Origin of the sequence: Bradyrhizobium zhengyangense (genome assembly GCF_022012555.1) — a bacterium.
Lineage (GTDB): Bacteria > Pseudomonadota > Alphaproteobacteria > Rhizobiales > Xanthobacteraceae > Bradyrhizobium > Bradyrhizobium zhengyangense.
This window is the reverse complement of sequence record NZ_JAKLTZ010000009.1, coordinates 14891-39907: the sequence shown is the minus strand read 5'-3', so window position 1 is coordinate 39907 and position 25017 is coordinate 14891. Positions and strand designations below refer to the sequence as shown.

General features: G+C 62.1%; 23 protein-coding genes. 22 read left to right on the top strand and 1 reads right to left on the bottom strand.

What is annotated here, in order from left to right; translation table 11 throughout:
• Positions 1–415: 415 nt before the first annotated feature.
• Complete coding sequence (locus L6639_RS28670; RefSeq protein WP_128929507.1) at positions 416–1483, top strand: HoxN/HupN/NixA family nickel/cobalt transporter; 1068 nt, start codon at positions 416–418, stop codon at positions 1481–1483.
• Positions 1484–1785: 302 nt separating this feature from the next.
• The gene (locus L6639_RS28665) at positions 1786–3810 is read left to right on the top strand and encodes a TonB-dependent receptor (RefSeq protein ID WP_128930141.1); all 2025 of its coding nucleotides are present in this window, start codon (positions 1786–1788) and stop codon (positions 3808–3810) included.
• A gap of 2 nt (positions 3811–3812) precedes the next feature.
• On the opposite strand, the gene cybH (L6639_RS28660) is transcribed toward L6639_RS28665, so the two are convergent.
• Entirely contained in the window at positions 3813–4538 is a 726-nt protein-coding gene (gene cybH / locus L6639_RS28660; protein WP_128929508.1) for a Ni/Fe-hydrogenase, b-type cytochrome subunit, read from the bottom strand.
• A 465-nt stretch (positions 4539–5003) separates the two neighbouring features.
• Between cybH (L6639_RS28660) and L6639_RS28655 the strand changes: the two genes are divergently transcribed.
• From L6639_RS28655 to hypE, 20 genes are all read left to right on the top strand, one after another.
• Complete coding sequence (locus L6639_RS28655; protein ID WP_164939083.1) at positions 5004–6992, top strand: methyl-accepting chemotaxis protein; 1989 nt, start codon at positions 5004–5006, stop codon at positions 6990–6992.
• A 117-nt stretch (positions 6993–7109) separates the two neighbouring features.
• On the top strand, positions 7110–8426 hold the full coding sequence (locus L6639_RS28650; RefSeq protein WP_128929509.1) for a DUF3422 domain-containing protein: 1317 nt from the start codon (positions 7110–7112) through the stop codon (positions 8424–8426).
• 69 nt (positions 8427–8495) lie between these two features.
• Positions 8496–9512: an NADH-quinone oxidoreductase subunit B family protein gene (locus L6639_RS28645; protein ID WP_128929510.1), complete on the top strand. Its 1017-nt coding sequence runs from the start codon at positions 8496–8498 to the stop codon at positions 9510–9512.
• A complete protein-coding gene (locus L6639_RS28640; protein ID WP_128929511.1) occupies positions 9509–10948 on the top strand; it encodes a nickel-dependent hydrogenase large subunit in 1440 nt (479 codons plus the stop codon). The genes L6639_RS28645 and L6639_RS28640 overlap by 4 nt, the downstream gene beginning before the upstream one ends.
• 210 nt (positions 10949–11158) lie before the next feature.
• Positions 11159–12250: a hydrogenase small subunit gene (locus L6639_RS28635; RefSeq protein ID WP_128929512.1), complete on the top strand. Its 1092-nt coding sequence runs from the start codon at positions 11159–11161 to the stop codon at positions 12248–12250.
• Positions 12251–12279: 29 nt separating this feature from the next.
• Entirely contained in the window at positions 12280–14070 is a 1791-nt protein-coding gene (locus L6639_RS28630; protein ID WP_128929513.1) for a nickel-dependent hydrogenase large subunit, read from the top strand.
• A 9-nt stretch (positions 14071–14079) separates the two neighbouring features.
• Positions 14080–14823 carry a Ni/Fe-hydrogenase, b-type cytochrome subunit gene (gene cybH / locus L6639_RS28625; protein ID WP_128929514.1) on the top strand — a complete coding sequence of 248 codons (744 nt, stop codon included), beginning with the start codon at positions 14080–14082 and terminating at the stop codon, positions 14821–14823.
• 16 nt (positions 14824–14839) lie between these two features.
• Positions 14840–15418, top strand: a complete 579-nt coding sequence (locus L6639_RS28620) for a HyaD/HybD family hydrogenase maturation endopeptidase (protein WP_128955163.1) — start codon at positions 14840–14842, stop codon at positions 15416–15418.
• Between the two features lie 26 nt (positions 15419–15444).
• Positions 15445–15741 carry a HypC/HybG/HupF family hydrogenase formation chaperone gene (locus tag L6639_RS28615; protein ID WP_128929516.1) on the top strand — a complete coding sequence of 99 codons (297 nt, stop codon included), beginning with the start codon at positions 15445–15447 and terminating at the stop codon, positions 15739–15741.
• A 253-nt stretch (positions 15742–15994) separates the two neighbouring features.
• Positions 15995–16441, top strand: a complete 447-nt coding sequence (locus L6639_RS28610) for a thioredoxin domain-containing protein (RefSeq protein WP_128929517.1) — start codon at positions 15995–15997, stop codon at positions 16439–16441.
• Positions 16438–17301, top strand: a complete 864-nt coding sequence (locus L6639_RS28605; RefSeq protein ID WP_128955164.1) for a hydrogenase expression/formation protein — start codon at positions 16438–16440, stop codon at positions 17299–17301. The genes L6639_RS28610 and L6639_RS28605 overlap by 4 nt, the downstream gene beginning before the upstream one ends.
• The gene (locus L6639_RS28600) at positions 17298–17507 is read left to right on the top strand and encodes a rubredoxin (protein WP_128929519.1); all 210 of its coding nucleotides are present in this window, start codon (positions 17298–17300) and stop codon (positions 17505–17507) included. The genes L6639_RS28605 and L6639_RS28600 overlap by 4 nt, the downstream gene beginning before the upstream one ends.
• Positions 17504–18013: a [NiFe]-hydrogenase assembly chaperone HybE gene (hybE, locus tag L6639_RS28595; RefSeq protein ID WP_128929520.1), complete on the top strand. Its 510-nt coding sequence runs from the start codon at positions 17504–17506 to the stop codon at positions 18011–18013. The genes L6639_RS28600 and hybE overlap by 4 nt, the downstream gene beginning before the upstream one ends.
• Complete coding sequence (locus tag L6639_RS28590; protein ID WP_128929521.1) at positions 18010–19101, top strand: nickel-dependent hydrogenase large subunit; 1092 nt, start codon at positions 18010–18012, stop codon at positions 19099–19101. Before hybE ends, L6639_RS28590 begins: the two co-directional genes overlap by 4 nt.
• The gene (gene hypA / locus L6639_RS28585; RefSeq protein WP_128929522.1) at positions 19094–19435 is read left to right on the top strand and encodes a hydrogenase maturation nickel metallochaperone HypA; all 342 of its coding nucleotides are present in this window, start codon (positions 19094–19096) and stop codon (positions 19433–19435) included. The genes L6639_RS28590 and hypA overlap by 8 nt, the downstream gene beginning before the upstream one ends.
• A complete protein-coding gene (gene hypB, locus L6639_RS28580) occupies positions 19435–20340 on the top strand; it encodes a hydrogenase nickel incorporation protein HypB (protein ID WP_128955165.1) in 906 nt (301 codons plus the stop codon). The genes hypA and hypB overlap by 1 nt, the downstream gene beginning before the upstream one ends.
• Before the next feature lie 2 nt (positions 20341–20342).
• Positions 20343–22598, top strand: coding sequence for a carbamoyltransferase HypF (gene hypF, locus L6639_RS28575; RefSeq protein ID WP_164933597.1), 2256 nt, complete (start codon positions 20343–20345; stop codon positions 22596–22598).
• The gene (locus L6639_RS28570) at positions 22598–22834 is read left to right on the top strand and encodes a HypC/HybG/HupF family hydrogenase formation chaperone (protein WP_128929525.1); all 237 of its coding nucleotides are present in this window, start codon (positions 22598–22600) and stop codon (positions 22832–22834) included. The genes hypF and L6639_RS28570 overlap by 1 nt, the downstream gene beginning before the upstream one ends.
• Positions 22831–23973, top strand: coding sequence for a hydrogenase formation protein HypD (gene hypD, locus L6639_RS28565; protein ID WP_128955166.1), 1143 nt, complete (start codon positions 22831–22833; stop codon positions 23971–23973). The genes L6639_RS28570 and hypD overlap by 4 nt, the downstream gene beginning before the upstream one ends.
• Positions 23970–25010 carry a hydrogenase expression/formation protein HypE gene (hypE, locus tag L6639_RS28560; RefSeq protein ID WP_128929527.1) on the top strand — a complete coding sequence of 347 codons (1041 nt, stop codon included), beginning with the start codon at positions 23970–23972 and terminating at the stop codon, positions 25008–25010. The genes hypD and hypE overlap by 4 nt, the downstream gene beginning before the upstream one ends.
• Positions 25011–25017: the final 7 nt, after the last annotated feature.

Below are 25017 nucleotides of genomic sequence, written 5' to 3'. Positions count from 1 at the left end.
TATTTGCTTTTGGCGTCACTCTGCTGTGAGGCGGAAGCGGCCGGCAAATGAGAACTTTGCAACCACCGATGAGCCACATTCACCTGTCAGCAGTCTCTGCTGCGGCCCGCTCAAGCCTCAAAGCTGAAGAAAATCCGGTCAAAGCACGGCGGACCATTGGCCAAGCCAGTTGCGCCCTTGCGAGCCTTTGCTGAACTACGAATACGTTTCTTCAGGGATGGGAAGTACCTTGCCGAATATGGTTAGTTAGTTTGCGAGCGGCATCGCCTATTTTAAGGCGTAACTCGCTATCGACAGGGATTCTTTTGCAAGTGCAATCGCTTGGCGCCCTTTTACGCCATGGTCTTACTTGGCCTGAATATTGCTCAGGGTATGAGAGTTCGACAAAAAGATCATACCAGGGGAGTGGCGCCGCATGGGGCAGGTCACGTCACGAAGTGGCCTCTTGAAAGGCCTTAAGTTGAGAACTGTCTTGTTGCTGGCAGGGCTGACGCTGACCAACATTGCAGCCTGGGGCTGGGCCGTTGCGCTGTTCGCCGGTCAGCCGTCGGTAATGGCAACCGCGCTGCTCGCTTGGGTGTTCGGTCTGCGCCATGCCGTGGATGCCGATCATATTGCGGCAATCGACAATGTCGTGCGGAAGCTGATGCATGCCGGCCGCGCCTCCGAAACTGCAGGTCTCTACTTTGCGCTCGGCCATTCCACGATCGTTCTCGCTTCAATGATCCTGCTTGCCGCCGGCGTCATGACCCTCGGCGGAGAGGGTTTGCTCAAAAACTTGGGCGGCCTTCTCGGAACCTCGGTTTCAGCCGTCTTCCTGCTCGGCGTGGCCGCCGTCAACTTTGCGATCTTCGCAAACTTGTGGCGCACAATGCGTGCAGCGCAGGCCAGCGGCGTCTACGGTGCACAATTACTCGATGCGCCCCTAGCCGGAAGCGGTCTTCTTTCGCATTTGCTCGGCCCGATCTTCCGAATTGTGACGCAAAGCTGGCACATGTATCCGCTCGGATTCCTGTTCGGATTAAGTTTCGACACGGCGACCGAAATTGGCCTGCTCTCCCTCTCTGCCTCTGAGACTGCGCGCGGCCTGTCGCTCTGGCAGGCCATAGTCTTTCCTGCACTTTTCGCTGCCGGAATGTCCCTGGTTGATACCTTGGATTCAGCATTTATGGCCAGCGCTTATCGCTGGGCTTTCGTCGATCCGGCCCGAAAGCTTTGGTACAATCTGACAATCACAGGTGCCTCAGTCGCGATTGCGCTGTTCATCGGCAGCGTGGAAACGCTTGGCCTGATCAGCGATCAGCTTGAGCTCACGGGTGCCCTTTCGAGCCTCGTCGATCGCCTCAAGGGATCACAAGCCATCTTAGGCTTCGGCGTGATGTCATTGTTCGCTCTCGCCTGGCTAGCATCTCTCCTGCTGTATCGCGTTGCATGGAAGGGAAAGACCACTCGAACCGCCTTGCCGACATCACGCGCGACTTAGCGGCTGCAGCGATGCTGTCGAGCCGCTCGAAGCCTGCCGTCTTTGCCCGCTGGACGAGCATTGCAGCACTAAGCATCTGCGCCCTCATGATCGACGCTGAACCTAGCTCTGGAGACAATATCCAGACTAGCTACACCTTGCCTGCAGTCATAGTCACTCGTGAGGAGATCCCACGGCGACCGCGAAGAGCTCCAACGCCACGCTCGGATCGAGCGCTCGGCATAGGGTCCAGTAGCCAGCTGGGCGGGCAAGCCTCAGCGGTATCGGCCAAGAGCAGCGCGGCCTTGGCTCCCGCGTCGAGCATGGCAAGCCAGATCACAGTATCAGGCGAAGACGTCAACGCGCGGCCCGTGATGCGCCCGGGCGAAGTGCTCGAAGCTGTACCGGGGCTCATTGTGACGCAGCATTCCGGCGAGGGCAAAGCGAACCAGTACTTCTTGCGCGGCTATAATCTCGATCATGGCACGGATCTCGCGATCTATGTTGATGATGTGCCTGCCAACATGCGCACTCACGCCCACGGCCAGGGCTATGCCGACCTCAATTGGCTGATTCCTGAAGCGATCGCCGCCATGGAGGTAAAGAAGGGGCCTTACTTCGCCGATGAAGGCGACTTCTCCTCGGCCGGCGCCGTGCATATCGGCCTGATCGACCGCACGGTGAAGGGGCTAGCGCAGATGACCGCCGGCAGCTTTGGATATCGCCGCTTCCTCGGCATGGATTCGACGAGGCTCGGCGATGGGACATTGCTCCTCGCCGGCGAGGCTGGGACCTACAACGGCCCCTGGGACAACCCGGACAACCTCCGCAAGCTCAATGGGCTCTTGCGCTACAGTCAGGGCACGGCCACCGACGGCGTGTCGGTCACGGGCATGGCTTACGCCAACAGATGGAATTCGACCGATCAGGTGCCGCAGCGCGCCATGACGGACGGATTGATGGATCGGTTTGGATCTGAAGACCCGACTGACGGCGGCAACGCAAACCGTTTTGCCCTGTCGGCGCGCGTGGCGCAGAGCGATAATTCCGGGGCCTGGAAGGCGAACGCTTATGTCGTCAAGAGCGAGCTCGATCTCTACAATAACTTCACTTATTTCCTGGCCAATCCCGTTGTCGGCGACCAATTTCACCAGCACGACGGCCGCCTAATGGCCGGCGCTAACATCGCACGGACGATGGATGGCTCATTCGCTGGGCTGCCGATGCAGACGACCTTCGGCCTGCAGTCCCGTTACGACGCCATCGATCTCGCGCTCACCGACACCCACCGGCGCAGTTTCCTGTCCAACGTACGCAGCGATAAGGTCGGGGAAGGCAGCATCGGCGCTTACGCCGAGAGTACGTTGCACTTTTCGGACTGGCTGAGGACCACGGTCGGTTGGCGCGGGGACTATTACGCGGCCGACGTGACGTCGCTGTTCGATGCGAACAACTCAGGCCATGCCAACGCTACGATCGGAAGTCCCAAGCTTCGCATCGTGGTCGGTCCCTTTAACAAGACCGAGTTCTTTTTCGGCGCCGGCTATGGCATGCACTCGAACGACGCGCGGGGTGCGACGACGACGGAAGATCCGAGCGATCCCGGGACAAAGCTGCCGCGCTCGCCGCTGCTGGTCCGCACCAGGGGCGCGGAGGTCGGCGTGCGTTCGAGGATCGTCCCGGATCTCGACACCTCGCTCAGCCTCTTCGTCCTCGACCAGGATTCCGAGATCCTGTTCTCAGGCGATGCCGGCGATACCACGACGGCGCGCGCGAGCCGCCGCTATGGATTCGAATGGACCAACCATTACCGCCCACGGTCTTGGATTGACGTCGACGCCGATCTCGCGATGACCCATGCGCGCTTTCGCGGTTACGACAGCGACCAGGCGGAGGTTTATGCCTCACTCGCCGGCTATCCCGCCGCGCAGATCGGCAACGCGCCCGGCAACTATATCCCTAACGCACCGACCATGATGGCGTCCGCCGGCATCTCGCTCGGCGCGAAGACGGGCTGGTTCGGCGCCCTGCGTTGGCGCTATCTCGCCTCCAGTCCGCTGACGGAAGACAACGCCTTCCGATCGCAACCTACCGGCATCTTCAACGCGCGGATCGGCTACCGCACCGACAAGGGCTGGCGCCTCCAGCTCGATTTGCTCAACCTCCTCAACAGCAAGGCGAACCAGATCACCTATGCCTATGGCTCCCTGCTGAAGACGGACAAACTTTACAATCTCTGTGCCGCCAATGCCGCCCCTGCGCCAGTCTGTGCCATTGGTGTGATGGACTATGTGCTTCACCCGGTCGAACCCTTGACCGTCCGAGTGACCCTAGCGGGCACATTCTGATATCAGTCAGGTCGCGAGTCGCGAAACGTCCGTTCGCCGGTAATAATGGCCGATAGCATGCTCTGACGCGACACGATGTCCTCGCGCACGGCAGCATATACATGCAGGATGACGAAAGTCACAATGAACCAGAGGCCGAGATGGTGCACTGTATGCACGTCTTGACTGTTTGGGAAGATCGAGAACCACCAGCCGAACAGCGCATACCATAAGCTGTCGCGACCTTCGCCCTCAGCGTAAAGTGCAAATCCGGTCAGCATCATCAGGATCATCACAATCACGAACAAGAACATCGCAGTATTGGCCAAAGGATTGTGGCCGACGTATTTTTTCGGGTAGCGCACTAGGAACAGGTACCATCGCAGCTCGTACAAAAGGCCCCAGCGCCAGATCCGGTTGTAGATCGGAAACGCGAACAACTGGCGGGCATACTGGTTGCCGACGAACGCCCAGTAGACGCGATAAAGGAACGCGAAGGCGAGCACCTGTCCCGACGCGAAGTGAACAAATCGGATGTAGCCCATCGTGTACCAATTGCTAGCTTCACCAGGCATCGAGGGAAGCGGCGAGGCGATTAGATAACCGGTAACGGCCAGAAGAGAGATCGTTAGCGCATTTAACCAGTGCCAGATCCGTACCGGTGCCTCATAGACATAGATTGATTGGCGATCCGTGCCGACGGCGCCGACGGCGTCCAGCGTACCCGGAATCTCCGAGATTTTCGTCATCGCATGCTCCTGCATTGAGAGTGATTCGACGCAGCGAACAAACGAATCAGCGCATGCCATCGAGAATATCGCGCGCATGCCGGCGCGAAATCACCGCCCTGCAATTTTTTTCTTCACGCTTCAGCGGCCCTACGCAACGAAGAATTGGAAACCCGCTTTAACCGCAGGTGGAAATCCTGCTTTCATATCTTTATTGAACCTCTTTGCTATTTTCCGCTGCATCCACGTGGGTTCGCGGTCTTTTTCCCTGCATGAGCAGCGAGCTTCCTTACCCGGCGCACGACACTTGCTGCGCGGCAGCTCGCTGCAATTTACCGATGATTAGGAGAGACGGCACATCGTTTGCTCATTTCCAGCTCCAGCGAACCGGGTATTTGCGATATGGATTTGAGCTTCATTCGGCGCGGCGGCGCATCGCGCCGGGCAGGCGTCTTCCAGACACAGGGCCGGATGAATGCAGCGGCCATGAGCTTGCCGAAAAGCGAGCCAGTCATCGCCAACCTGTCAATTCGCCTGAAAATCATGATGGGATTTGCTATCGTTCTGCTGCTGTCGGCGGGCACCATGGCGGGCGCCTGGTTTGGCTATGAGGCGATCCTCGACGGCTTCGACGTTTATCGTATCAGCATGTCGGAATCGGATTATGCGCGCGAAATCGACAGCTCGCTCTCGGCATACCAGAGCAACGCGCGCTATTACGCCCTGACGGGCATAAAGGAGGCGGAAGCTGCCGCGGAAGAGGCGCGACGCTTGCTCGAGCGAACGATCACGGCAGCCAAAACCGAGACTGCAACTCTCAGCTGGCAGCAGTCGATAAAGGAACTGTTCGAAGCCTACCGCGCCTATACCGATTCCTTCAACAAAGTGTTGGCGCTGCGCGCCGGGATCGATCGCTCGGCAGCCACGATGGGCGGACAGGCGCACGTCATCCGGACCGCGCTCGATCAGGTGAAGGCGCCGGGCGCTCAAGCAGAAAATATCATTGAGCGTTTCGATACGATCGATCGCCTCGTAACGACAGAATTGAAGCTCCACGATGAAGTCCTCGCGAGGGACGTCTTACAGAGAATAGAAGGGTTTAAAGGTGCGATCGTGCGAGAGCGTCGCTCGCCGGACGTCGGCGGACAGGCGCTCGACGAGCTCGTCGCGTCTTACCGAGATGGGTTCGCCCGAGTGGAGGCCGCAGGCCAAGAGATCGATCGTTTGATGGCGGACATGTGGAAGCTGCGTCACGGACTATCCGGGGCGGCCGCCTCTCTGAAGCGAGTGGCTTTGGCGGAGCAGGCTGATGCCGAGAAAAAGACCGCGGTGCAAATCATCCACGGTCAATCGGTAGTGGTTGCCCTTGCGCTCGCCTCGATTGCAATTGGCCTCGTGCTCTCCTTTGCGATCGGACGCGGTATCGCAAAACCTGTCATCGCGATGTGCAGCTCGATGATCGAGCTGGCAAACGGCCGCTATGAGATCGTGCTGCCGGGGCTCGGTCGGCACGACGAGGTCGGCAAGATGGCTGGCGCGGTCGAGAGCTTCAAGCGGCAAGCCATTGAGCGCGCCGAACGCGAAGCTGCGGAGATCGAAGAGCGTAACAGGTCGGCGGCCGAGCTGCGGCGCGCTGAGCTCGCTAAATTCGCTGGCGGCTTTGAGGCCGCGGTGGGTGACATCGTCAACGGCATTTCGGGTTCTGCTCAGCAACTCGAAGCAGCAGCATCAACGCTGTCACGCAATGCGGAGGCGACAGGGGGCCTGACCAACGCGGTGGTCGGCGCCGCGCGAGAATCGTCGAGCAGCATTGGTTTGGTCGCCTCGGCGGCCGAGGAGCTGTCGCTGTCGATCAATGATATTCGCACCCAGGTCCGCAACTCGAATGCGATCTCCGGTAATGCGGTAGCCCAGGCCAAGAGCACGGACGCCCGCATCGCGACGCTCGCGCAAGCCTCGCACCGGATTGGTGATGTCGTGAAGCTGATTACAGCGGTCGCAGAGCAGACCAATCTGCTCGCGCTCAATGCCACCATTGAGGCAGCCCGCGCCGGAGAGGCGGGCCGCGGCTTTGCCGTCGTCGCAGCCGAGGTGAAGTCGCTTGCAAGCCAAACCGCCCGTGCGACGGAGGAGATCGGCTCTCACGTCGAAGGTATGCAGCAAGCGACCGGAGATTCGATTGCCGCGATCAAGTCGATCGCCGGCATCATTGGCGATATCTCCGCCATCTCGGGTTCGATCGCGTCCGCCGTCGACCAGCAGACCGCGACGACACAGGCGATCGCACAGAGCGCGCAGCAGGCGGCCTCTGGCACCGCGCAGGTGTCATCCAATCTCGAGCAGGTCAATCGCGAAGCAAGCGAGACCGGCTCGGCGGCTTCCGCCGTGCTGCAATCAGCGCGCGGACTAACCGAGGCGAGCCACCGCCTGCGCGCGGAGCTTGACCGTTTCATGGCCAACGTCGTCGCGGCGTAGTCTGGCTCGCAATGCGAGACGCCTGCGACTACCATTGCGCAAGTGCCAGAGACCTGCGCTAGTCAACGGACAAGCCGGCACCCTCGCGTGGGCAAACCGGTATCCTAGGGATCGTCGATGGAGCATGGTCTGGATCTGGCCGGATTCGCGTTGCACCCGCAACGCGGTGCAGTGTTGGGTGAGGTGCATGCGCGTCCGTTCACGCGGCTCTCCGCGCCTCTCGCAGTGCTGCGATTTGCTTTTTTGGGCCAGGGAGAAGCGGCGGCCGCCGACCGGCAGGCCTTTGTAGGCTTTTGCACCGCGCAGGGCTTGGCGGCACCCGAGGTGTCGGCTAAGCACCACCAGGTGTCAATCGGAGCAGTTTCGCTACGCTGGGAACAGCATTCCGAATTCACGACTTTCACCTGGATCTGGAGTAATGAGGCATCCGCGCTGGCGTTCGCTCCCATCGGTGACGAACTTACCGCATTGATCCGGGCACTGCCGCAAACGGGACAGCTGCTTGTGGCGGTGAGGCTCGAGGTGGAGCAGACCGAAGCGGCCGTCGCGCGCGCTGAGGAGCTGTTTGATAAGAGCAGCCTCGCAATGGCGACAGTCCGCAGCGGCCCTGCGGTCGTCGCTTCCGACTTTCGTGCGGATGCGCAGGGCTTTGTCCGCATTCTCATCTGCAACGACGGCCTGTCGCCGGGCCGGCTTGGCGCTCTTGTGCAGCGCGTGCTGGAGATCGAGACCTATCGCACGCTGGCGCTGCTCGGCCTGCCGGCCGCGCTCGAGCTCGCGCCCTCGGTCGATCACATTGGGCGGCGGCTGGTCGAAGTGCTCCAGGAGATGCAGGGCGCCGAGGACCTCAAGCTCAACAATCACCTCCTCACGGAGCTGACCGCATTGGCCGCCTCATTGGAGCGCGGCGCAGCGGGTAGCCTGTTCCGCTTCGGCGCGAGCCGGGCTTATTACGACATCGTGCAGGCCCGCCTTGGCGTGATCGAAGGAAGCGAGATCGGAGGGCGACCGACCTGGTCGTCCTTCCTTGCCCGGCGGATGGCGCCGGCGATGCGCACCTGCGCCGCGATGGAGGACCGCCAGGCCAACTTATCGATCAAGCTAGCGCGCGCCGCCGATCTCCTGCGCACGCGGGTGGACGTGGAACTGGAGGAGCAGAATCGTGACCTGCTGCGCTCAATGAACGAGCGCACCAAGCTGCAATTGCGCCTGCAGAGCACCGTCGAAGGCCTCTCCGTGGCGGCGATCGGCTATTACGTCGTCAGCCTGTTCGGCTACCTCGCTAAGGGCGCACATGACGGCGGCTTGCATGTCGAGCCGTCACTCGCGACAGCATTGTTCGTACCATTTGCCGTCGGTCTAATTTGGATCATCACGCACCGGATCCGCCAGAGGCACCTTAAACATGAAGGCGCGCCGGGCGATCATGACTGAGTTCCTTCGCGCCGAGGGCTTGCCATTCGAGCCGGGTCGGCCGAAGCTGGTGGAGCTGGAGGGCAAGTGATGAGCCAATCGAACGGAATGACCAACCTGCTCTGGCTGCAAGGCGCGAGCTGCGGCGGTTGCACCATGTCGATCCTCGAAAGCGGCTCTTCCGGCTGGTTCGACGAACTGAGGCAGTTCGGCATCAACCTGCTGTGGCATCCCTCGGTCAGCGAGGAGACAGGCGAGGAAGCGGCCGAGGTGCTCAACTCCGTGCGCGAGGGCAGGGTGCCGCTCGACCTACTGCTCCTCGAAGGCTCCGTTGCCCGCGGCCCGAACGATAGCGGCCGCTTCAACATGCTCGCGGGCACGGGCCGCTCGATCTACCACTGGATGCTAGATCTCGCGCCGCGGGCGGACTATGTCGTTGCGGTCGGAAGCTGTGCCGCCTATGGCGGGGTGCCAGCCGCCGGCGCCAATCCAACCGACGCGGTCGGGCTGCAATTCGAGGGCGCCGATGCTGGCGGCGCGCTCGGCGCAGGCTTCCGCTCCCGGCTCGGCTTGCCGGTGATCAATGTGGCTGGCTGTGCGCCGCATCCGGGCTGGATGATGGAAACCATTTTGGCACTGACGTCCAAGGACTTGTCAGCGACTGACCTCGACACCTATGGCCGACCGAAATTCGTTGCCAACCATCTTGCTCATCACGGCTGCTCCCGCAACGAGTTCTATGAGTTCAAGGCCAGCGCCGAAACCATGTCCGAGCGCGGCTGCCTCATGGAGCATCTCGGCTGCAAGGCGACTCAGGCTGTCGGCGATTGCAACCAGCGCTCCTGGAACGGCGGCGGTTCCTGCACGAAGGGCGGTTATGCCTGCATCGCCTGCACGTCACCTGGCTTCGAAGACGCGCAGAATTTCCTGGAGACCGCCAAGCTTGCCGGCATCCCAGTCGGCTTGCCGACCGACATGCCAAAAGCCTGGTTCGTCGCGCTCGCGGCGTTGTCGAAATCGGCGACTCCGCGGCGCGTGAGGCTGAATGCGACCGCTGATCATGTGGTGGTGCCGCCCGGCCGCACCACGGCCAAGCGCACGCCATGACGAGGATTACGATCGGCCCGTTCAACCGCGTCGAGGGCGATCTCGAAGTCCGCCTCGACGTCGAAAGCGGCCGGGTCCAGCGCGCCGAAGTGACGGCGCCGCTCTATCGCGGGTTCGAGCAAATTCTGGAGGGGCGGCCACCGCTTGATGCGCTGGTGTTGGCGCCGCGCATCTGCGGCATCTGCTCGGTCTCGCAGTCGGTCGCCGCCGCTGCCGCGCTTCGCCATGCGATGGGAACCGAGGCGGCGCCGAACGGTCTGCTCGCCACTAATATCGCGCACGCGGCAGAGAATGCCGCCGATCATCTTACGCATTTCTACATCTTCTTCATGCCTGACTTCGCCCGTGAAGCCTACGCTTCGCAGGATTGGTACCAGGAGACTCGCGAGCGCTTTGCGGCCACCCGCGGCAGTGCGGCGCGCGATGCGCTGCCGGCGCGGGCGCGGCTGCTCGAGACTATGGGAATCATTGCTGGCAAATGGCCACACAGCCTTGCCTTCCAGCCGGGCGGCGCGACGCGCGCGATCGAACTCGGCGAGCGCGTACGGCTGTTGTCGATCGTGACCTCATTTCGCACGTTCCTTGAACGTACAGTGTTCGCCGATACTCTAGAGAACATGCTGTCGCTCTCGACCGCAGACGAGCTCGACCGCTGGCGCGCGGGGCGCAGCGGTGATTTCGCTCATTTCCTCAGGCTTGCCGACAGCCTCGCGCTCAGTGAGCTCGGCAAGGGACCGGGCGTGTTGATGAGCTATGGCGCCTATCAAGGCGCCGATTGCGGACTGTTCCCGCGCGGCATTGTTGGTCCAGACATGGTTGTGGAGCCGTTGCCGCTGAGTCAGATCAGCGAGGACGTTTCCCATGCATGGATGCGGGATTGCTCCTCCGATCCTGCGCACAGCAACACCGTACCTGATCCCGACAAGGCAGGCGCCTATAGCTGGTGCAAGGCGCCGCGGCTTTCGGGCCAGCCGGTCGAGGTCGGGGCGATTGCGCGCCAGACCGTGGCCGGGCAAGCGCTGATAGCCGATCTCGTCGCCCCAAGCGGCACCAATGTCCGCAACCGTGTGATCGCCCGGCTGATCGAGACTGCGCGCATCGCACTTGCGATGGAGCAGTGGACCCGCGCGCTACGACTTTCGGAACCGTTCTGTGCTCCCTCGCAGGAGATGCCCGACGGGGCATATGTCGGTCTCGTCGAGGCCGCGCGCGGCAGCCTCGGGCATTGGGTGGCGGTGCGCGGTGGAAAGATCGAGCGCTACCAGATCATCGCGCCGACCACCTGGAATTTTTCACCGCGCGATTCCCTCGGCGTGGCAGGCCCTCTGGAACAGGCGCTGGTCGGCACCGATGTGGGCGAGGCTGGCGCACGTTCCGTTGCGGTTCAGCATGTCGTGCGCTCGTTCGATCCTTGCATGGTGTGCACTGCGCATTGAAACGGGCTCGGCGGCGTAAACCTCGTTACCGCCTGCAAATCGAATTGTTTCCGCTTCTTTCGTGCAGTGCCGCTCGATCTTCGCGTCTTGCACAATTCAGATCTCGCAACCTTTTGACATTCCTCTAATTTCATTTTGCGCCACGCAGTTGGCCTGCTTCTTGCTGTCCCTAAGCGTCATTGAAAGCCAAAGCTGACGGCGGGAGGATTTATGGGCACGGCGACGGAAACATTTTACAGCGTGATCAGGCGGCAAGGCATCACGCGTCGAAGCTTTCACAAGTTCTGCAGCCTGACCGCGACGAGCCTCGGCCTCGGCCCGCTGGCGGCGAGCCGCATCGCCAATGCGCTCGAGACCAAGCCGCGTGTGCCCGTGATCTGGATGCACGGTCTCGAATGCACCTGCTGCTCCGAGAGCTTCATCCGCTCCGCGCATCCCCTGGTGAAGGATGCGGTGCTGTCGATGATCTCGCTAGACTACGATGACACGATCATGGCGGCCGCGGGCCATCAGGCGGAAGCGATCCTCGAGGAGACCCGTGCCAAGCATAAAGGTCAGTACATTCTGGCCGTTGAAGGTAATCCGCCGCTCAACGAGGGCGGCATGTTCTGTATCGACGGCGGCAAACCATTCGTCGAAAAGCTGAAGATGATGGCCGAGGACGCGATGGCGATCATCGCTTGGGGCGCTTGCGCGTCCTGGGGCTGCGTACAGGCGGCAAAGCCCAATCCGACCCAGGCCACACCGATCGACAAGGTCATCACCAACAAGCCGATCATCAAGGTGCCGGGATGCCCCCCGATCGCCGAAGTGATGACCGGCGTCGTCACCTTCATCACCACCTTCGGCAAGCTGCCCGAGCTCGACCGCCAGGGCCGGCCTAAGATGTTCTACTCGCAGCGCATCCACGACAAGTGTTACCGGCGCCCGCATTTCGACGCCGGCCAGTTTGTCGAGGAGTGGGACGATGAGGCGGCGCGCAAAGGCTACTGCCTCTACAAGATGGGCTGCAAGGGGCCAACGACCTATAACGCCTGCTCAACCGTGCGCTGGAACGGGGGGGTCTCATTCCCCATCCAATCGGGACACGGCTGCATCGGCTGCTCAGAGGACGGCTTTTGGGACAAGGGCTCGTTCTACGATCGCCTCACCAACATCAAGCAGTTCGGCATCGAGAAAAACGCCGATCAGATCGGCATGGCGGCAGCGGGCGCCGTGGGTGCGGCGGTGGCCGCGCACGCCGCCGTCACTGCGGTAAAGCGGCTTGCCAGCAAGCGCGAAGACGCCGGCCACAACAGCTGATCAAAAGACACATTAGGGTAGAAACGATCATGGGTATCCAGACTCCCAACGGCTTCAATCTCGACAATTCCGGCAAACGCATCGTCGTCGATCCCGTGACCCGCATCGAGGGACACATGCGGGTCGAGGTCAATGTCGACGCCGACAACGTGATCCGCAATGCCGTATCGACCGGCACGATGTGGCGCGGGATCGAGGTGATCCTGAAGAACCGCGACCCGCGCGATGCGTGGGCATTTACCGAGCGGATCTGCGGCGTCTGCACCGGCACGCACGCGCTGACCTCGGTGCGCGCGGTCGAGAACGCGCTTGGGATCACCATCCCCGAAAACGCAAACTCGATTCGCAACCTGATGCAGCTCGCACTTCAGGTGCACGACCACGTCGTCCATTTCTATCACCTGCATGCGCTCGATTGGGTCGACGTCGTCTCCGCACTCTCGGCCGATCCGCGCGCGACATCAACGCTAGCCCAGTCGATCTCGAGCTGGCCGCTGTCCTCGCCGGGATACTTCAAGGATCTGCAGACCCGGCTCAAGAAGTTCGTCGAGTCCGGACAGCTCGGTCCGTTCAAGAACGGCTATTGGGGCAGCAAAGCCTACAGATTGCCGCCCGAGGCCAATCTGATGGCGGTCGCGCATTATCTGGAGGCGCTCGATTTCCAGAAGGAGATCGTCAAGATCCACACCATCTTCGGCGGCAAGAATCCGCATCCAAACTGGCTCGTCGGCGGCGTGCCCTGTCCGATCAACGTAGATGGGACAGGTGCTGTCGGTGCCATCAACATGGAGCGGTTGAACCTGATCTCCTCGATCATCGACCGCATCATGGAATTCAACGAAATGGTCTACCTGCCTGACGTGGCCGCGATCGGTTCGTTCTACAAGGACTGGCTCTATGGTGGAGGCATTTCGGGTCAGAACGTGCTCGCCTATGGCGACGTGCCAGAACATGCCAACGACTATTCAGCCAAGAACCTGAAGCTGCCACGAGGCGCCATCATCAACGGCAATCTCTCCGAGGTGCTTCCGGTCGATCACGCCAATCCCGACGAGATCCAGGAGTTCGTGGTCCACTCCTGGTACAAGTATCCCGACGAAACCAAGGGCCTTCATCCTTGGGATGGCATCACGGAGCCGAACTACGAACTCGGACCCAATGCAAAGGGTACCAAGACCGCGATCGAACAGCTCGACGAAGGCGGCAAATATTCTTGGATCAAGGCGCCGCGCTGGAAGGGACATGCCATGGAGGTCGGCCCGCTCGCGCGCTGGGTCGTCGGCTATGCGCAGAACAAGGCGGAGTTCAAGGATCCCGTCGACAAATTCCTGAAGGATCTCGATCTACCAATGTCGGCGCTGTTCTCGACGCTCGGCCGCACCGCGGCGCGCGCGCTCGAATCTGTTTGGGCCGGACGCCAGATGCGCTATTTCCAGGACAAGCTCGTTGCCAATATCAAAGCCGGCGACAGCTCGACCGCGAATGTCGACAAGTGGAAACCGGAGAGCTGGCCGAAGGAAGCCAAGGGCTTTGGCTTCACCGAGGCCCCGCGCGGCGCGCTCGCGCACTGGATCAAGATCAAGGAAACCAAGATCGACAACTACCAGTGCGTGGTACCGACGACCTGGAACGGCTCGCCGCGCGATCCGCAAGGCAACATCGGCGCGTTCGAAGCCTCGCTCATGAACACGCCGATGGTTAATCCCGAGCAGCCGCTCGAGATCCTGCGCACGATCCATTCCTTCGATCCGTGCCTTGCCTGTTCGACGCACGTCATGAGCCCGGACGGCCAGGAACTCGCCAAGGTCAAGGTCAGGTAGGAGGCGGCCATGATGGATGCAATTGCTCCCCCGGTGGAAAGCGAGCCGGACCTGACGGCGATCGCGGCCGATGCTGCTGGCGAGCATGCGGTGGGCCGGCCCACCGTCTATGTCTACGAAGCGCCGGTGCGCATCTGCCATTGGGTGAACGCGTTCTCGATCATCATCCTGATGGTCACCGGGTTTCTGATCGGGACGCCGCTGCCGGCGGTCGAGGGGGAGGCGTCGGCCAACTTCGTGATGGGCTATATGCGCTTCGCCCATTTCGCGGCGGGGCAGGTGCTCGCGGTGTTCTTCCTCGCGCGTATCCTGTGGGCCTTCACCGGCAACCACCATTCCCGGCAGATCTTCTATCTGCCGGTGCATCGCCGGCAATTCTGGAAGGAAGTCTGGCACGAGATCCGCTGGTACGCCTTCCTGGAACGTCAGCCGAAGATGTATGTCGGGCACAACCCGCTGGCGCAGACCGCGATGTTCACGGGCTTCACGTTGTTCGTGACCTTCATGATCGTGACCGGCTTTGCGCTCTATTCGGAAGGAGAAGGCATCGATAGCTGGCAGCACAAACTGTTCGGCTGGGTGTTCTCGATCTGGCCGAACAGCCAGGACGTTCACACCTGGCATCATCTGGGCATGTGGGCGCTGGTCGTGTTCGTGATGGTACACATCTACGCTGCGATCCGCGAGGACATCATGTCACGCCAGAGTATCATCTCCTCGATGATCTCGGGCGAACGGCAATTCCGTGACTGAAACTGGAACGATCTCGATGTTGAACGCCCCAAACGACGACCACATCTTGGTGCTCGGCATCGGCAACATCCTGTGGGCCGATGAAGGCTTTGGCGTGCGCGCGGTGGAGGACTTCCACCGCCGCTACGCCGTGCCTGATAATGTCACGATTCTCGATGGCGGAACGCAGGGGCTCTATCTCGTCAACTATCTGGAGGACGCTGATCGCTTGCTCGTGTTCGATGCCATCGATTATGGTCTGCCGCCAGGCAAGCTGAAGCTCGTGCGCGGCGACGAGGTGCCACGCTTCACCGGCGCGAAGAAGATGAGTCTGCATCAAACCGGCTTCCAGGAGGTGATCAGCGCAGCCGACCTGCTCGGCCGCTGCCCGAAGCACCTCGTCCTGATCGGCTGCCAACCGCTCGATCTCGAAGACTGGGGAGGTCCATTGACGGCGTCCGTACGCGATCAGATCGCACCGGCCATCGAGCTTGCCTGCAAAGTTCTGGCCGAGTGGGGCATCGAGGTGAAGCTGCGCGATACGCCGTTGGCAGACTCCGAGCGCCTGCTCGCCAACGACATCGACCATGCGAGTTACGAGATGCGGCCGGCCTGACCGCCGGAGCGTGCCGGAGAAGACGGATGTGCCTTGGACTGCCGATGACTATCGTCGAGACCGATGGAATTTCGGCTTTGTGCGAGTTTCGCGGCGAGCAACGCCGCGTCTCCGTGCTTCTGCTCTCGCATCCTCCGGCCGGTGCCCACGTGCTGGTCTACATCGACACGGCGATCCGCCTACTTGAGAAAGAAGAAGCGTGCCTGATTGCGGCTGCCATCGACGGTCTCGGTGCAGCGCTCGACGGCAACGATTTCGACTGCTTCTTCGCCGATCTGATCGACCGCGAACCGCAATTGCCTGCGCACCTCCTGACTGATTAAGCGGGTTGTCATCCTAGAATGACTTGGCCGGCTGACCTCAGCCGCTGGCCGAGGTGCTCGCCGGAAGACAAGTTTCTAGTCTGGAAAGAAGGCTTTCGTTTGTAGTGGAAAGTAGCTTATCATTCGCATCCACTCGGCTTGATGGCGTTGAAAATAGATCAGTGAATTCAACTACATAAATCCTGACTGTCCCTGGCACGCAGCTTGCTAACACTATCCCGATCAGAAAGATAAGTCTGTTTTGGGAGGTCAAATGGAATTCCAGGTAGGACGGCATGATCTCAGTCGGCATGGCCTCAATGAGGTCGATGTCGCGACCGTCGATCATTTTCTTAAACATGCCGACCAAGCCGGTGCTGTCGCCGTGCTGCTATCGGCGGGTAATCCCAACCGTTTTCCGGAGGCCATTGATGTCGCCGTAGTGCTGCCTGAGCTGGTTACGGCGTTCGGAGGCCGCCTGCGCGCCGCGATCATTGCACCCCATGCCGAAGAGGCGCTTGGCGAACGTTTCGGGGTGCGAGTGCAGCCGACCCTTATCTTCGTGGCCAAGGGCGAGACGCTGGGGCTGATCGCCAAGATCCAGGATTGGTCAGTCTATGTCGACCGCATCACTAAGCTGATCGACCGCCCGCGCGGGCAAAGCGCAGCCATTGCCGTTACCATTGTTCCCCAGCATCGCGCAAAAGGTGTCGAGCTATGAAGGTCGGATTCTGGGATGCGCCGGAAGGCGCCGAGCAACCCGTCAGCGTGTTCCCTATCGGAGAAGAGAGTCTCAATGCCTCAAGTGGCAGCCTGACGGCGGCCGGCGCACTCGCAAGACTCGCAACATTAGACAGTGTCGAGCTCGCTAAGAACTGCCCCAAAGCCGTCACGCTGCTCTCCAACATCGCGGAGGCCATTGCAGGTCAAAGGGCGGACGCACCCTCGCAACTGTTCCGGCTCGGCAATCTCAACGATCTCGAAAGCAAGCTCGTCGCCGATGTTCTCGGCGAGGGGGAGGTCGGCGGCGTCGTAGCGCTGCCGGACGGATCGCTGGCGCAGATTCAAGAATCGGTGCTCGCAGGGATCTGGCGTGTCAGGATCGAAACTGACGCGGCTTCCGAATATATTGAAGTAGGCGCTGTTCCCGAGATCGTCAGACGCGCAGCAGCCGATCTGACAGCCGCCGATTTCGAAATCGGACAGGCCCCTGAAGGCGCCATGAACGTCCTACCGGTGCTCGCCGAGATCCGCGAGCGGGCGCTAGCCTGGCGTCCTGGCATCCGCTCGCAGATCATCAATTTCACTCTGTTGCCGATGAGCCCGGTGGATATGAGCTTTTTGCAGGAGACTATTCGGAACGGGCCGATCCAGCTTGTCTCGCGCGGCTATGGCACCTGTCGGGTGCTGTCGACTGGCATTCGCAATGTCTGGTCGGTGCAGTTTTTCAACGCCATGGACACCATCATCCTCGACACGCTGGAAGTTGGCGGGGTACCCACGGTTGCGCTTGCTGCAGACGAAGATTTCGAGGATTCCGCCGAACGGCTCCAAGAAATCATTGAGGCATATTTCAAATGAGCGCCTTTGAGAACTTTGGCGTGCGCCAAGACGTCACTGAGGCTGCGCGGCTTGAATGCGGCATCTGTTGGACCGTCTATGATCCGGCCGATGGTGATGCGGTGGCGCAGATCGCACCCGGCACACCGTTCTCACTTCTGCCGGAGGAGTGGCGATGCCCCAACTGCGACGCCCCGAAATCGAAGTTCATGGCGATCGAAACATGACTGCCAGCGCGCCAAGCTCTCCCAGCGACGCCGACGCGGTGACATGGGGCGAGCTATTGGCAGGAATGTATCGCCAGATCGGCGAGCGCGCGATGCGCGATTTGCCAATCTACAACGAGGCCCTCGATGTTGAGGCCATTGGTTTCCGTCGCTTCGAGGGAACGTTTGTCGGCATCATGGTCACTCCTTGGTTCATGAACGTGGTGATGCCGGCGAGCGCCGCTGGGGATAGGTCGGGCGCGACCGTGCGTATTCGCTTTCCAGCCGGTGATATCGAATTTACCCTCAGCGAGGTGCAAATGGGCCGCATCGCTAGCTGCTCGCTGTTCTCGCCAATGTTCCAATTTGCGGACATGGCATCGGCGCGAGCAACGGCTGACGCCGCTCTTGCCGAGCTGATGCTGCCGGCCGACAGCGAGGAGGCGGTCCGCCGGCGCGAACCACCGACGACCCCGATTGATCGTCGGAGCTTCCTGCGCGGTACCTTGACGGAGCGGCCGGGATGAGTCGCCCCTTTCGAAACGAAATTGACATAATGGTGTGGCTCACTGGTACCACAATTTCGGACGTTGCTATCCGGCCACGGAGCCGGCCTCCCCTGACGAGGCTGTTTGCCGGAAAGCCGGCAAGCGCGCTCATCCCTGTGCTGCCGCGCCTGTTCTCCTTATGCTCGGTCGCCCACCAAGTGGCCTTCCTTTCAGCAATCGAGGCGGCGCAGGGGCTGGAGACGATCAAGCCGATAGCGATGCATCGTCTCACGGCCGTTGTCGCCGAGCGCTTAACTGAATTGATACGCGGCCTGTTCGTCGCAGGCCTCGAACTCGATCAGGAGAGCGCACCCGCAGTGCGAAGCATGATACAGGCGAGCACCACTCTCAGTGGTGCGGTTGAAACCGTGCCAGATACCGTGCGCCGCGATGTCATTGCACACGTCAAGGCTGCGCTCCGCGCGCTCGGAGTTTCGGGTGAACACCAGCCTCCGGCGCCAGGCAGCGTACTTTCCACCTATCTGACGCGCTGCGATCGTGAGGTGATGTCATTGCCGGCGGCCGACCAATTCTTTCTGACCCCCGCTGACGATCTTGAGATCGTGACGCGCCTCATGGCTGAAGGGACGGCTTATTCCGAAGCGCCGGAACTCTGCGGGAAGGTTCCGGAAACGGGCGTCTGGGCGCGGCGGGCGCAGCGCGAACAGATTTTGTCCTTAAGTGCTAGCGGCGCCGCGCGCGTGAGAGCGCGCATCGACGAGATCGCCCGGCTCACCTGTTGGCTGGACGCCAGGCGGGACGCTCCCGATAATGGCGTCGTTGCGAGCTATCGGCTCGGCGAGCGCCGGGGCGCAGCGGCAGTGGAATGCGCCCGAGGCCGGCTCCATCACGCGGTTAAGCTCGATGAGGAAGGACGTATCGTCGGCTTCGAATATATCGCTCCGACCGAGTGGAATTTTCACGAACGCGGACCGCTGGTGCGAAGCCTCAAGGGCGCGCTCCTCTCCGCCGGCCGGCAGGGCCAAGACGCGGTGCGGACACTTGTCGGGGCGTTCGACCCCTGCGTCGGATTCAGCGTCAGCTTCCGCGAGGCCAGCCATGCATGAGATGGCCTTGTGCGAGGGCATCATCGGGATCGTCGAGGAAGAGGCGCGCAAGCGCTCGTTCTTGCGAGTGAAGGCGGTGTGTTTAGAGATCGGTGCGCTCAGCCATGTCGCGCCGGACGCAATGCAATTCTGCTTCGAGGCCGTCGCGGCGCGGACCATCGCGCAAGGCGCAAGACTCGAGATCATCGCGACGCCGGGCACGGCCTGGTGCATGGCCTGCTCGCAAAACGTCGAGATCAAGCAGCGCTACGAGCCGTGTCCATCCTGCGGCAGCTATCAATTGCAGGTCACCGGCGGCGAAGAGATGCGTGTGAAGGAACTGGAGGTCGACTGATGTGTACGGTCTGCGGCTGCAGCGACGGCAAAGCGTCCAACGAACATACGCATGATCATAATCAGGATCACGAGCACGCTCATGGAGGTCATCATCACCACCATGGCCCCGGTCACCATCACCACCACCATCACGACGGAAGCCACGATCATGGGCCTGGCGATACGGGCCTGCTCGACTGCAGTGCAGACGCCGCCGGCCAACAGATCGCGGGCATGAGCAGCGATCGCATCATCCAGATCGAACGCGATATTCTCGGCAAGAACGACAGACTCGCCGCCGACAACCGCGCTCGCTTCCGTGCCGACGGCGTGCTCGCCTTCAACTTGGTTTCGAGCCCCGGAGCCGGCAAAACCTCGCTGCTAGTCCGCACCGTCAGTGAGCTGAAGGACAGTTTCCCGATCGGCGTGATCGAGGGTGACCAGCAAACCTCCAACGATGCCGAGCGCATCCGCGCAACCGGCGTGCCGGCGATCCAGGTCAACACCGGAAAGGGCTGCCATCTCGACGCGGCCATGGTCGGTGAAGCCTATGACCGGCTGCCCTGGCTGAACGGTGGGGTCGTGTTCATCGAGAATGTCGGTAATCTCGTCTGTCCGGCGGCATTCGACCTCGGTGAAGCCTGCAAGATCGTGGTGTTCTCGACCACCGAAGGCGAGGACAAGCCGCTGAAATATCCGGACATGTTCGCTGCCTCCGCGCTTATGCTGATCAACAAGATCGATCTTGCGCCCGTGCTCGATTTCGACCTCGCCAGGACCATCGAATATGCGCGGCGGGTCAATCCCAGGATCGAGGTGCTGACGGTGTCGGCGCGCACCGGCGAAGGCTTCCTGGCCTTCTATGCCTGGCTCCGCAAGCGGGCTTCGAAGGCGAAGCCGGCCGAGATGACGGCAGCGGAGTGAGGATGAGCGACAAGGCCACAGCGCGGGACGGACAGCGGCTGCGCCTGCATGTGCGTGGCGCCGTGCAGGGCGTCGGCTTTCGTCCCTACGTCTATGGTCTCGCCACCCGCTATCGCCTCGGCGGCTTCGTCGCCAACGATCCGAACGGCGTTCTTATCGAAGTCGAAGGCGAGCGGGCGTCCGATTTCGTCGCCGCGCTGCCACTGGAAAAGCCGCCGCTTGCCAGGATCGACGAGATCTCGGTTCAGCCGATCGGCGCCGCCGCCACCGAGGAGTTCTCGATTCGCACCAGCGAGCAGGGTAGGGTGTCGACGCGCATCGTCGCGGACGCCGCGACTTGCCGGGAATGCCTGAGCGAGCTGTTCGATCCGGCAAGCCGATTCCACCGCTATCCCTTCATCAACTGCACGCATTGCGGTCCGCGCTACACCATCGCCGAGCGGCTGCCCTATGATCGTCCGGCCACCGCAATGAAGCGCTTTGCGATGTGCGCAGCCTGTGCCGCTGATTATGCTGACCCCGGCAGTCGCCGCTTCCATACCGAGGCGATTGCGTGCCCGCGATGCGGGCCGCGGCTCAGCCATGGCATCGCCGAGATCGCCGCCGCCGTCGCGGGCGGCAAGATTGTCGCGATCAAGGGCCTCGGCGGTTATCAGCTCATCTGCGATGCTCACAATGATGCGGCCGTGCGGCAACTGCGCCTGCGCAAGCAGCGCGATCAGAAGCCCTTCGCCGTCATGGTCGGTACGCTGGAGGCAGTCGCCGAGTTCGCCGAGGCCGACGCTGTCGAACTTGCGCTGCTCGAGTCACGGCCGCGGCCGATCGTGTTGCTGACGTCGCGCGGGCGCCTTGTGCAGTCAATCGCGCCGGAGCTGGCGCGCATCGGCATCATGCTGCCGGTCGCACCGCTTCACCACCTGATTTTCGATGCGCTGAATGCGGCGCATGCGCCGGTCGGCGAGAGCTGGGCGATTGTCGCGACCAGCGCCAATCTCAGCGGCGAGCCGCTGCTGATCGATAATCGCGAAGCGGAGCAACGACTTGCCGGCATCGCCGATCTCATCGTCACGCATGACCGCGACATCGTCACCCGCGCCGATGATTCCTTGGCTGCGGTGGTCGCCGGACGGCCCCAGTTCATTCGGCGTGCGCGAGGCTATGTCCCGGAGCCTGTCCGGCTTGCGCGCTCGGTGGCGCCCCTGCTTGCCGTCGGCGGAGCGCTGAAGTCGACGGTGGCGGTGACGCGCGGCAACGAGGCCTTTGTCTCCCAGCACATCGGCGACCTCGACACCGCAGAAGGCATCCGATTCTTCGAGGAAACTGTGGACCATCTGCTGTCTACCCTCGACGTCGAGCCTGTCGCCCTGATCCACGACTTGCATCCGAACATGGCATCGACCCGTTTCGCCGAGGCACGCGGGACCAGGCTGATCGCGGTCCAGCACCATCACGCCCATGCGGCCTCGGTGATGGCGGAGCATGGCATCGCAGGTCCGGTGCTTGCCTTAGTGCTTGACGGGTTCGGCTACGGCAGCGACGGCGGCAATTGGGGGGGCGAACTGCTTGCCTGTGAAGGCGCGCGGTTCCGGCGGCTCGGGCATCTGGCGCCGCTGAAGATGCCGGGCGGCGATCGGGTCGCGCGCGAGCCGTGGCGGATGGCCGCCAGCGTGCTGCACGCGCTTCGGCGCGGCGATGCGATTGCGTCTCGCTTTGCGGCACAGCCGCAGGCCGCGCGCCTATCGGCTCTGCTCGAACAACCCGGTATGCCCACGACGACCAGCGCCGGCCGGCTGTTCGATGCGGCCGCAGGGCTGCTCGGGGTCTGCACCGTACAAACCTACGAAGGCGAGGCTGCCATGAAGCTAGAGGCGCGGGTCCGCGAGCCGCGCGTTGTGTCCGGCGGCTGGGTGATCGAGAATGGCGTGCTGTCGCTGCTCCCATTGCTCGACCGTCTGGTGGTCGATGCGCCGGATCCCACCGACGGGGCCGGGCTGTTTCACGGCACCTTCGCTGCCGCTTGCGTCGATTGGATCTCCCAAGCGGCTCGTGAGACCGGACTTGAGACCGTCGCCTTGAGCGGCGGCTGCTTCCTGAACGCCCGCCTCAGCACCGGGATTTCGCGCGGTTGCATCGCTGCCGGGCTCACCCCGCTCTTGCCGCGCCAACTGCCGCCGAATGATGGCGGCCTAAGCCTGGGTCAGGCCTGGATCGCGGGGCTGCAACTTCTCGAACACCAAGGCTTAGAAGGAACCGCCTGATGTGTCTTGCCATACCCGCCGAGGTGACAAAGCTCCTGCCTGACGACATGGCCATTGTGTCCATCGACGGCGTCAGCAAGGAGATCTCCGTCGCGCTCATCGAGGATCTCGCCATCGGCGACTACGTGATCATCCATGTCGGCTACGCGCTTACCAAAATCGATCCGGAAGAGGCGCAACGGACGCTGGAATTGCTGCACGAGCTTAGCGCCGAGGCCCTGGGAGCCATGCCATGAAGTATGCCGACGAGTTCCGCGACAAGGAGATCGCGCTCGGGCTTGCGAACGCGATCCAGTCCGAAGCAGATCCGCAGCGCCCCTATCGCTTCATGGAATTCTGCGGCGGCCACACGCATGCGATCTCGCGTTATGGCCTGGAGGACATGCTGCCTAAAAACGTGCGGATGATCCACGGTCCGGGTTGCCCGGTTTGCGTACTGCCGGCGGGGCGCATCGACATGGCGATCCGACTGGCCGAACGGCCCGAAATCATCTTCTGCGTCTATGGCGATCTGATGCGCGTGCCGGGCTCGCAAGGCGCCTCGTTGCTGAAGGCAAAGGCGAAAGGCGCCGACATCCGCATGGTCTATTCCACCATCGATGCGCTCAGGATCGCCGAGGAGAATCCGCAGCGCCAGATCGTATTCTTCGCCATCGGCTTCGAAACGACGACGCCGCCCACTGCGGTCATGATCCGTTTGGCCGAAAAGAAGCAGCTCGCCAATTTCAGCGTCTTCTGCAACCACGTGCTGACGCCGCCGGCGATGCAGAACATCTTGGAGAGCCCGGATATTCGCAACATCGGCCGGGTCGAGATCGACGGCTTTGTCGGACCTGCGCATGTCTCGACTATTATCGGGACGGCTCCTTACGAGTTCTTCGCGGAAGAATTCGGCAAGCCGGTCGTGATCTCGGGCTTCGAGCCTCTCGACATGATGCAGGCGATCCTGATGCTGGTGCGGCAGGTCAATGAGAACCGGCACGAGGTCGAGAACCAGTACAGCCGCGCTGTAAAGCGTGACGGCAATCTGCGCGCCAAGGAGGAGGTCTCCGACATTTTCGAGCTGCGCGACCAGTTCGAATGGCGCGGGCTCGGGCAGGTACCCTATAGCGGCCTGAAGCTGAAGCGCGCTTTCGCGAAATACGATGCCGAAGCGCGCTTCGACATGAAGGAGCTCCGCGTTGCCGACAATCCGGCCTGTGAATGCGGCGCCATCCTGCGCGGCGTGAAGAAACCGGTCGATTGCAAGCTGTTCGGCACGGTCTGCACGCCGGAAACGCCGATAGGGTCTTGCATGGTCTCGTCCGAGGGCGCCTGCGCTGCGCACTGGACCTATGGCCGCTTCCGCGACCATCAGCAGAGGCGGGCATCATGAAGGCCCATCAACGCAAGCTCGACATCAAGAACGGCTGCGTAGACCTGTCCCACGGCTCTGGCGGCCGCGCGATGGCACAGCTGATCTCGGGTCTTTTCCACTCGGCCTTCGGCAACGAATGGCTGGCGCGCGGCAATGACCAGTCGGCCTTCGATGTCGCAGCCGGACGCATGGTCATGACGACCGACGGTTACGTGGTCTCGCCGCTATTCTTCCCGGGCGGCAATATCGGCTCGCTCGCCGTGCACGGCACGGTCAACGACATCGCCATGGCCGGCGCGCGGCCGCTCTACCTCTCGGCGAGCTTCATCATCGAGGAGGGCTTTCGCTTCTCCGACCTGAAGATGATCGCGGAATCTATGGGCGAGGCGGCGCGCGCGGCCGGCGTCCATATCATCACGGGCGATACCAAGGTGGTCGAGCGCGGCAAGGCCGACGGCCTCTTCATCTCGACCGCCGGCGTCGGCGTCGTACCCGATGGCCTCGATCTATCCGCCGAGAAGGCTCGCGTCGGCGATCGCGTCCTGATCTCCGGCACGCTCGGGGACCACGGCGTCGCTATCATGTCGAAGCGGCAGAACCTCGCCTTCGAGACCGAGATCGTCTCGGACTCAGCCTCGCTGCATGATCTCGTGGCAAAGATGGTCACCGCAGGCGGAGAGGGCATCCGCCTGATGCGCGATCCGACCCGCGGCGGGCTAGCCGCCGCGCTCAACGAGATCGCCCAGCAGTCTGGCCTCGGCTTCCGTGTGCAGGAGGAGGCGATCCCAGTGAAGCCGGGCGTGGCCGCGGCCTGCGAACTGCTGGGCCTCGACCCGCTCTATGTGGCCAACGAAGGCAAGCTGGTTGCAATTGTGGCCCCGGAGGCGGCCGCTGCCGTGCTCGCGACGATGCGCGCGCATCCGCTCGGCTGTGATGCGGCCGACATCGGCGAGGCCGTGGCCGACGATCACCATTTCGTGCAGATGGCGACGAGCTTTGGCGGTGGCCGGATCGTCGACTGGCTGTCGGGCGAACAACTGCCGAGGATCTGCTGAGGCCGGT

Excerpts from the sequence above, each read along its gene's own strand:
- hypB (WP_128955165.1), top strand. The coding sequence starts at position 19,435 with ATGTGTACGGTCTGCGGCTGCAGCGACGGCAAAGCGTCCAACGAACAT.
- L6639_RS28600 (WP_128929519.1), top strand. The coding sequence starts at position 17,298 with ATGAGCGCCTTTGAGAACTTTGGCGTGCGCCAAGACGTCACTGAGGCT.
- cybH (WP_128929514.1), top strand. The coding sequence starts at position 14,080 with ATGATGGATGCAATTGCTCCCCCGGTGGAAAGCGAGCCGGACCTGACG.
- L6639_RS28620 (WP_128955163.1), top strand. The coding sequence starts at position 14,840 with ATGTTGAACGCCCCAAACGACGACCACATCTTGGTGCTCGGCATCGGC.
- hypE (WP_128929527.1), top strand. The coding sequence starts at position 23,970 with ATGAAGGCCCATCAACGCAAGCTCGACATCAAGAACGGCTGCGTAGAC.
- hypF (WP_164933597.1), top strand. The coding sequence starts at position 20,343 with ATGAGCGACAAGGCCACAGCGCGGGACGGACAGCGGCTGCGCCTGCAT.
- L6639_RS28670 (WP_128929507.1), top strand. The coding sequence starts at position 416 with ATGGGGCAGGTCACGTCACGAAGTGGCCTCTTGAAAGGCCTTAAGTTG.
- L6639_RS28605 (WP_128955164.1), top strand. The coding sequence starts at position 16,438 with ATGAAGGTCGGATTCTGGGATGCGCCGGAAGGCGCCGAGCAACCCGTC.
- L6639_RS28630 (WP_128929513.1), top strand. The coding sequence starts at position 12,280 with ATGGGTATCCAGACTCCCAACGGCTTCAATCTCGACAATTCCGGCAAA.
- hypA (WP_128929522.1), top strand. The coding sequence starts at position 19,094 with ATGCATGAGATGGCCTTGTGCGAGGGCATCATCGGGATCGTCGAGGAA.
- L6639_RS28645 (WP_128929510.1), top strand. The coding sequence starts at position 8,496 with ATGAGCCAATCGAACGGAATGACCAACCTGCTCTGGCTGCAAGGCGCG.
- hypD (WP_128955166.1), top strand. The coding sequence starts at position 22,831 with ATGAAGTATGCCGACGAGTTCCGCGACAAGGAGATCGCGCTCGGGCTT.
- L6639_RS28590 (WP_128929521.1), top strand. The coding sequence starts at position 18,010 with ATGAGTCGCCCCTTTCGAAACGAAATTGACATAATGGTGTGGCTCACT.
- L6639_RS28570 (WP_128929525.1), top strand. The coding sequence starts at position 22,598 with ATGTGTCTTGCCATACCCGCCGAGGTGACAAAGCTCCTGCCTGACGAC.
- L6639_RS28635 (WP_128929512.1), top strand. The coding sequence starts at position 11,159 with ATGGGCACGGCGACGGAAACATTTTACAGCGTGATCAGGCGGCAAGGC.
- L6639_RS28615 (WP_128929516.1), top strand. The coding sequence starts at position 15,445 with ATGTGCCTTGGACTGCCGATGACTATCGTCGAGACCGATGGAATTTCG.
- L6639_RS28650 (WP_128929509.1), top strand. The coding sequence starts at position 7,110 with ATGGAGCATGGTCTGGATCTGGCCGGATTCGCGTTGCACCCGCAACGC.
- cybH (WP_128929508.1), bottom strand. The coding sequence starts at position 4,538 with ATGACGAAAATCTCGGAGATTCCGGGTACGCTGGACGCCGTCGGCGCC.
- L6639_RS28610 (WP_128929517.1), top strand. The coding sequence starts at position 15,995 with ATGGAATTCCAGGTAGGACGGCATGATCTCAGTCGGCATGGCCTCAAT.
- L6639_RS28640 (WP_128929511.1), top strand. The coding sequence starts at position 9,509 with ATGACGAGGATTACGATCGGCCCGTTCAACCGCGTCGAGGGCGATCTC.
- L6639_RS28655 (WP_164939083.1), top strand. The coding sequence starts at position 5,004 with ATGAGCTTGCCGAAAAGCGAGCCAGTCATCGCCAACCTGTCAATTCGC.
- hybE (WP_128929520.1), top strand. The coding sequence starts at position 17,504 with ATGACTGCCAGCGCGCCAAGCTCTCCCAGCGACGCCGACGCGGTGACA.
- L6639_RS28665 (WP_128930141.1), top strand. The coding sequence starts at position 1,786 with ATGGCAAGCCAGATCACAGTATCAGGCGAAGACGTCAACGCGCGGCCC.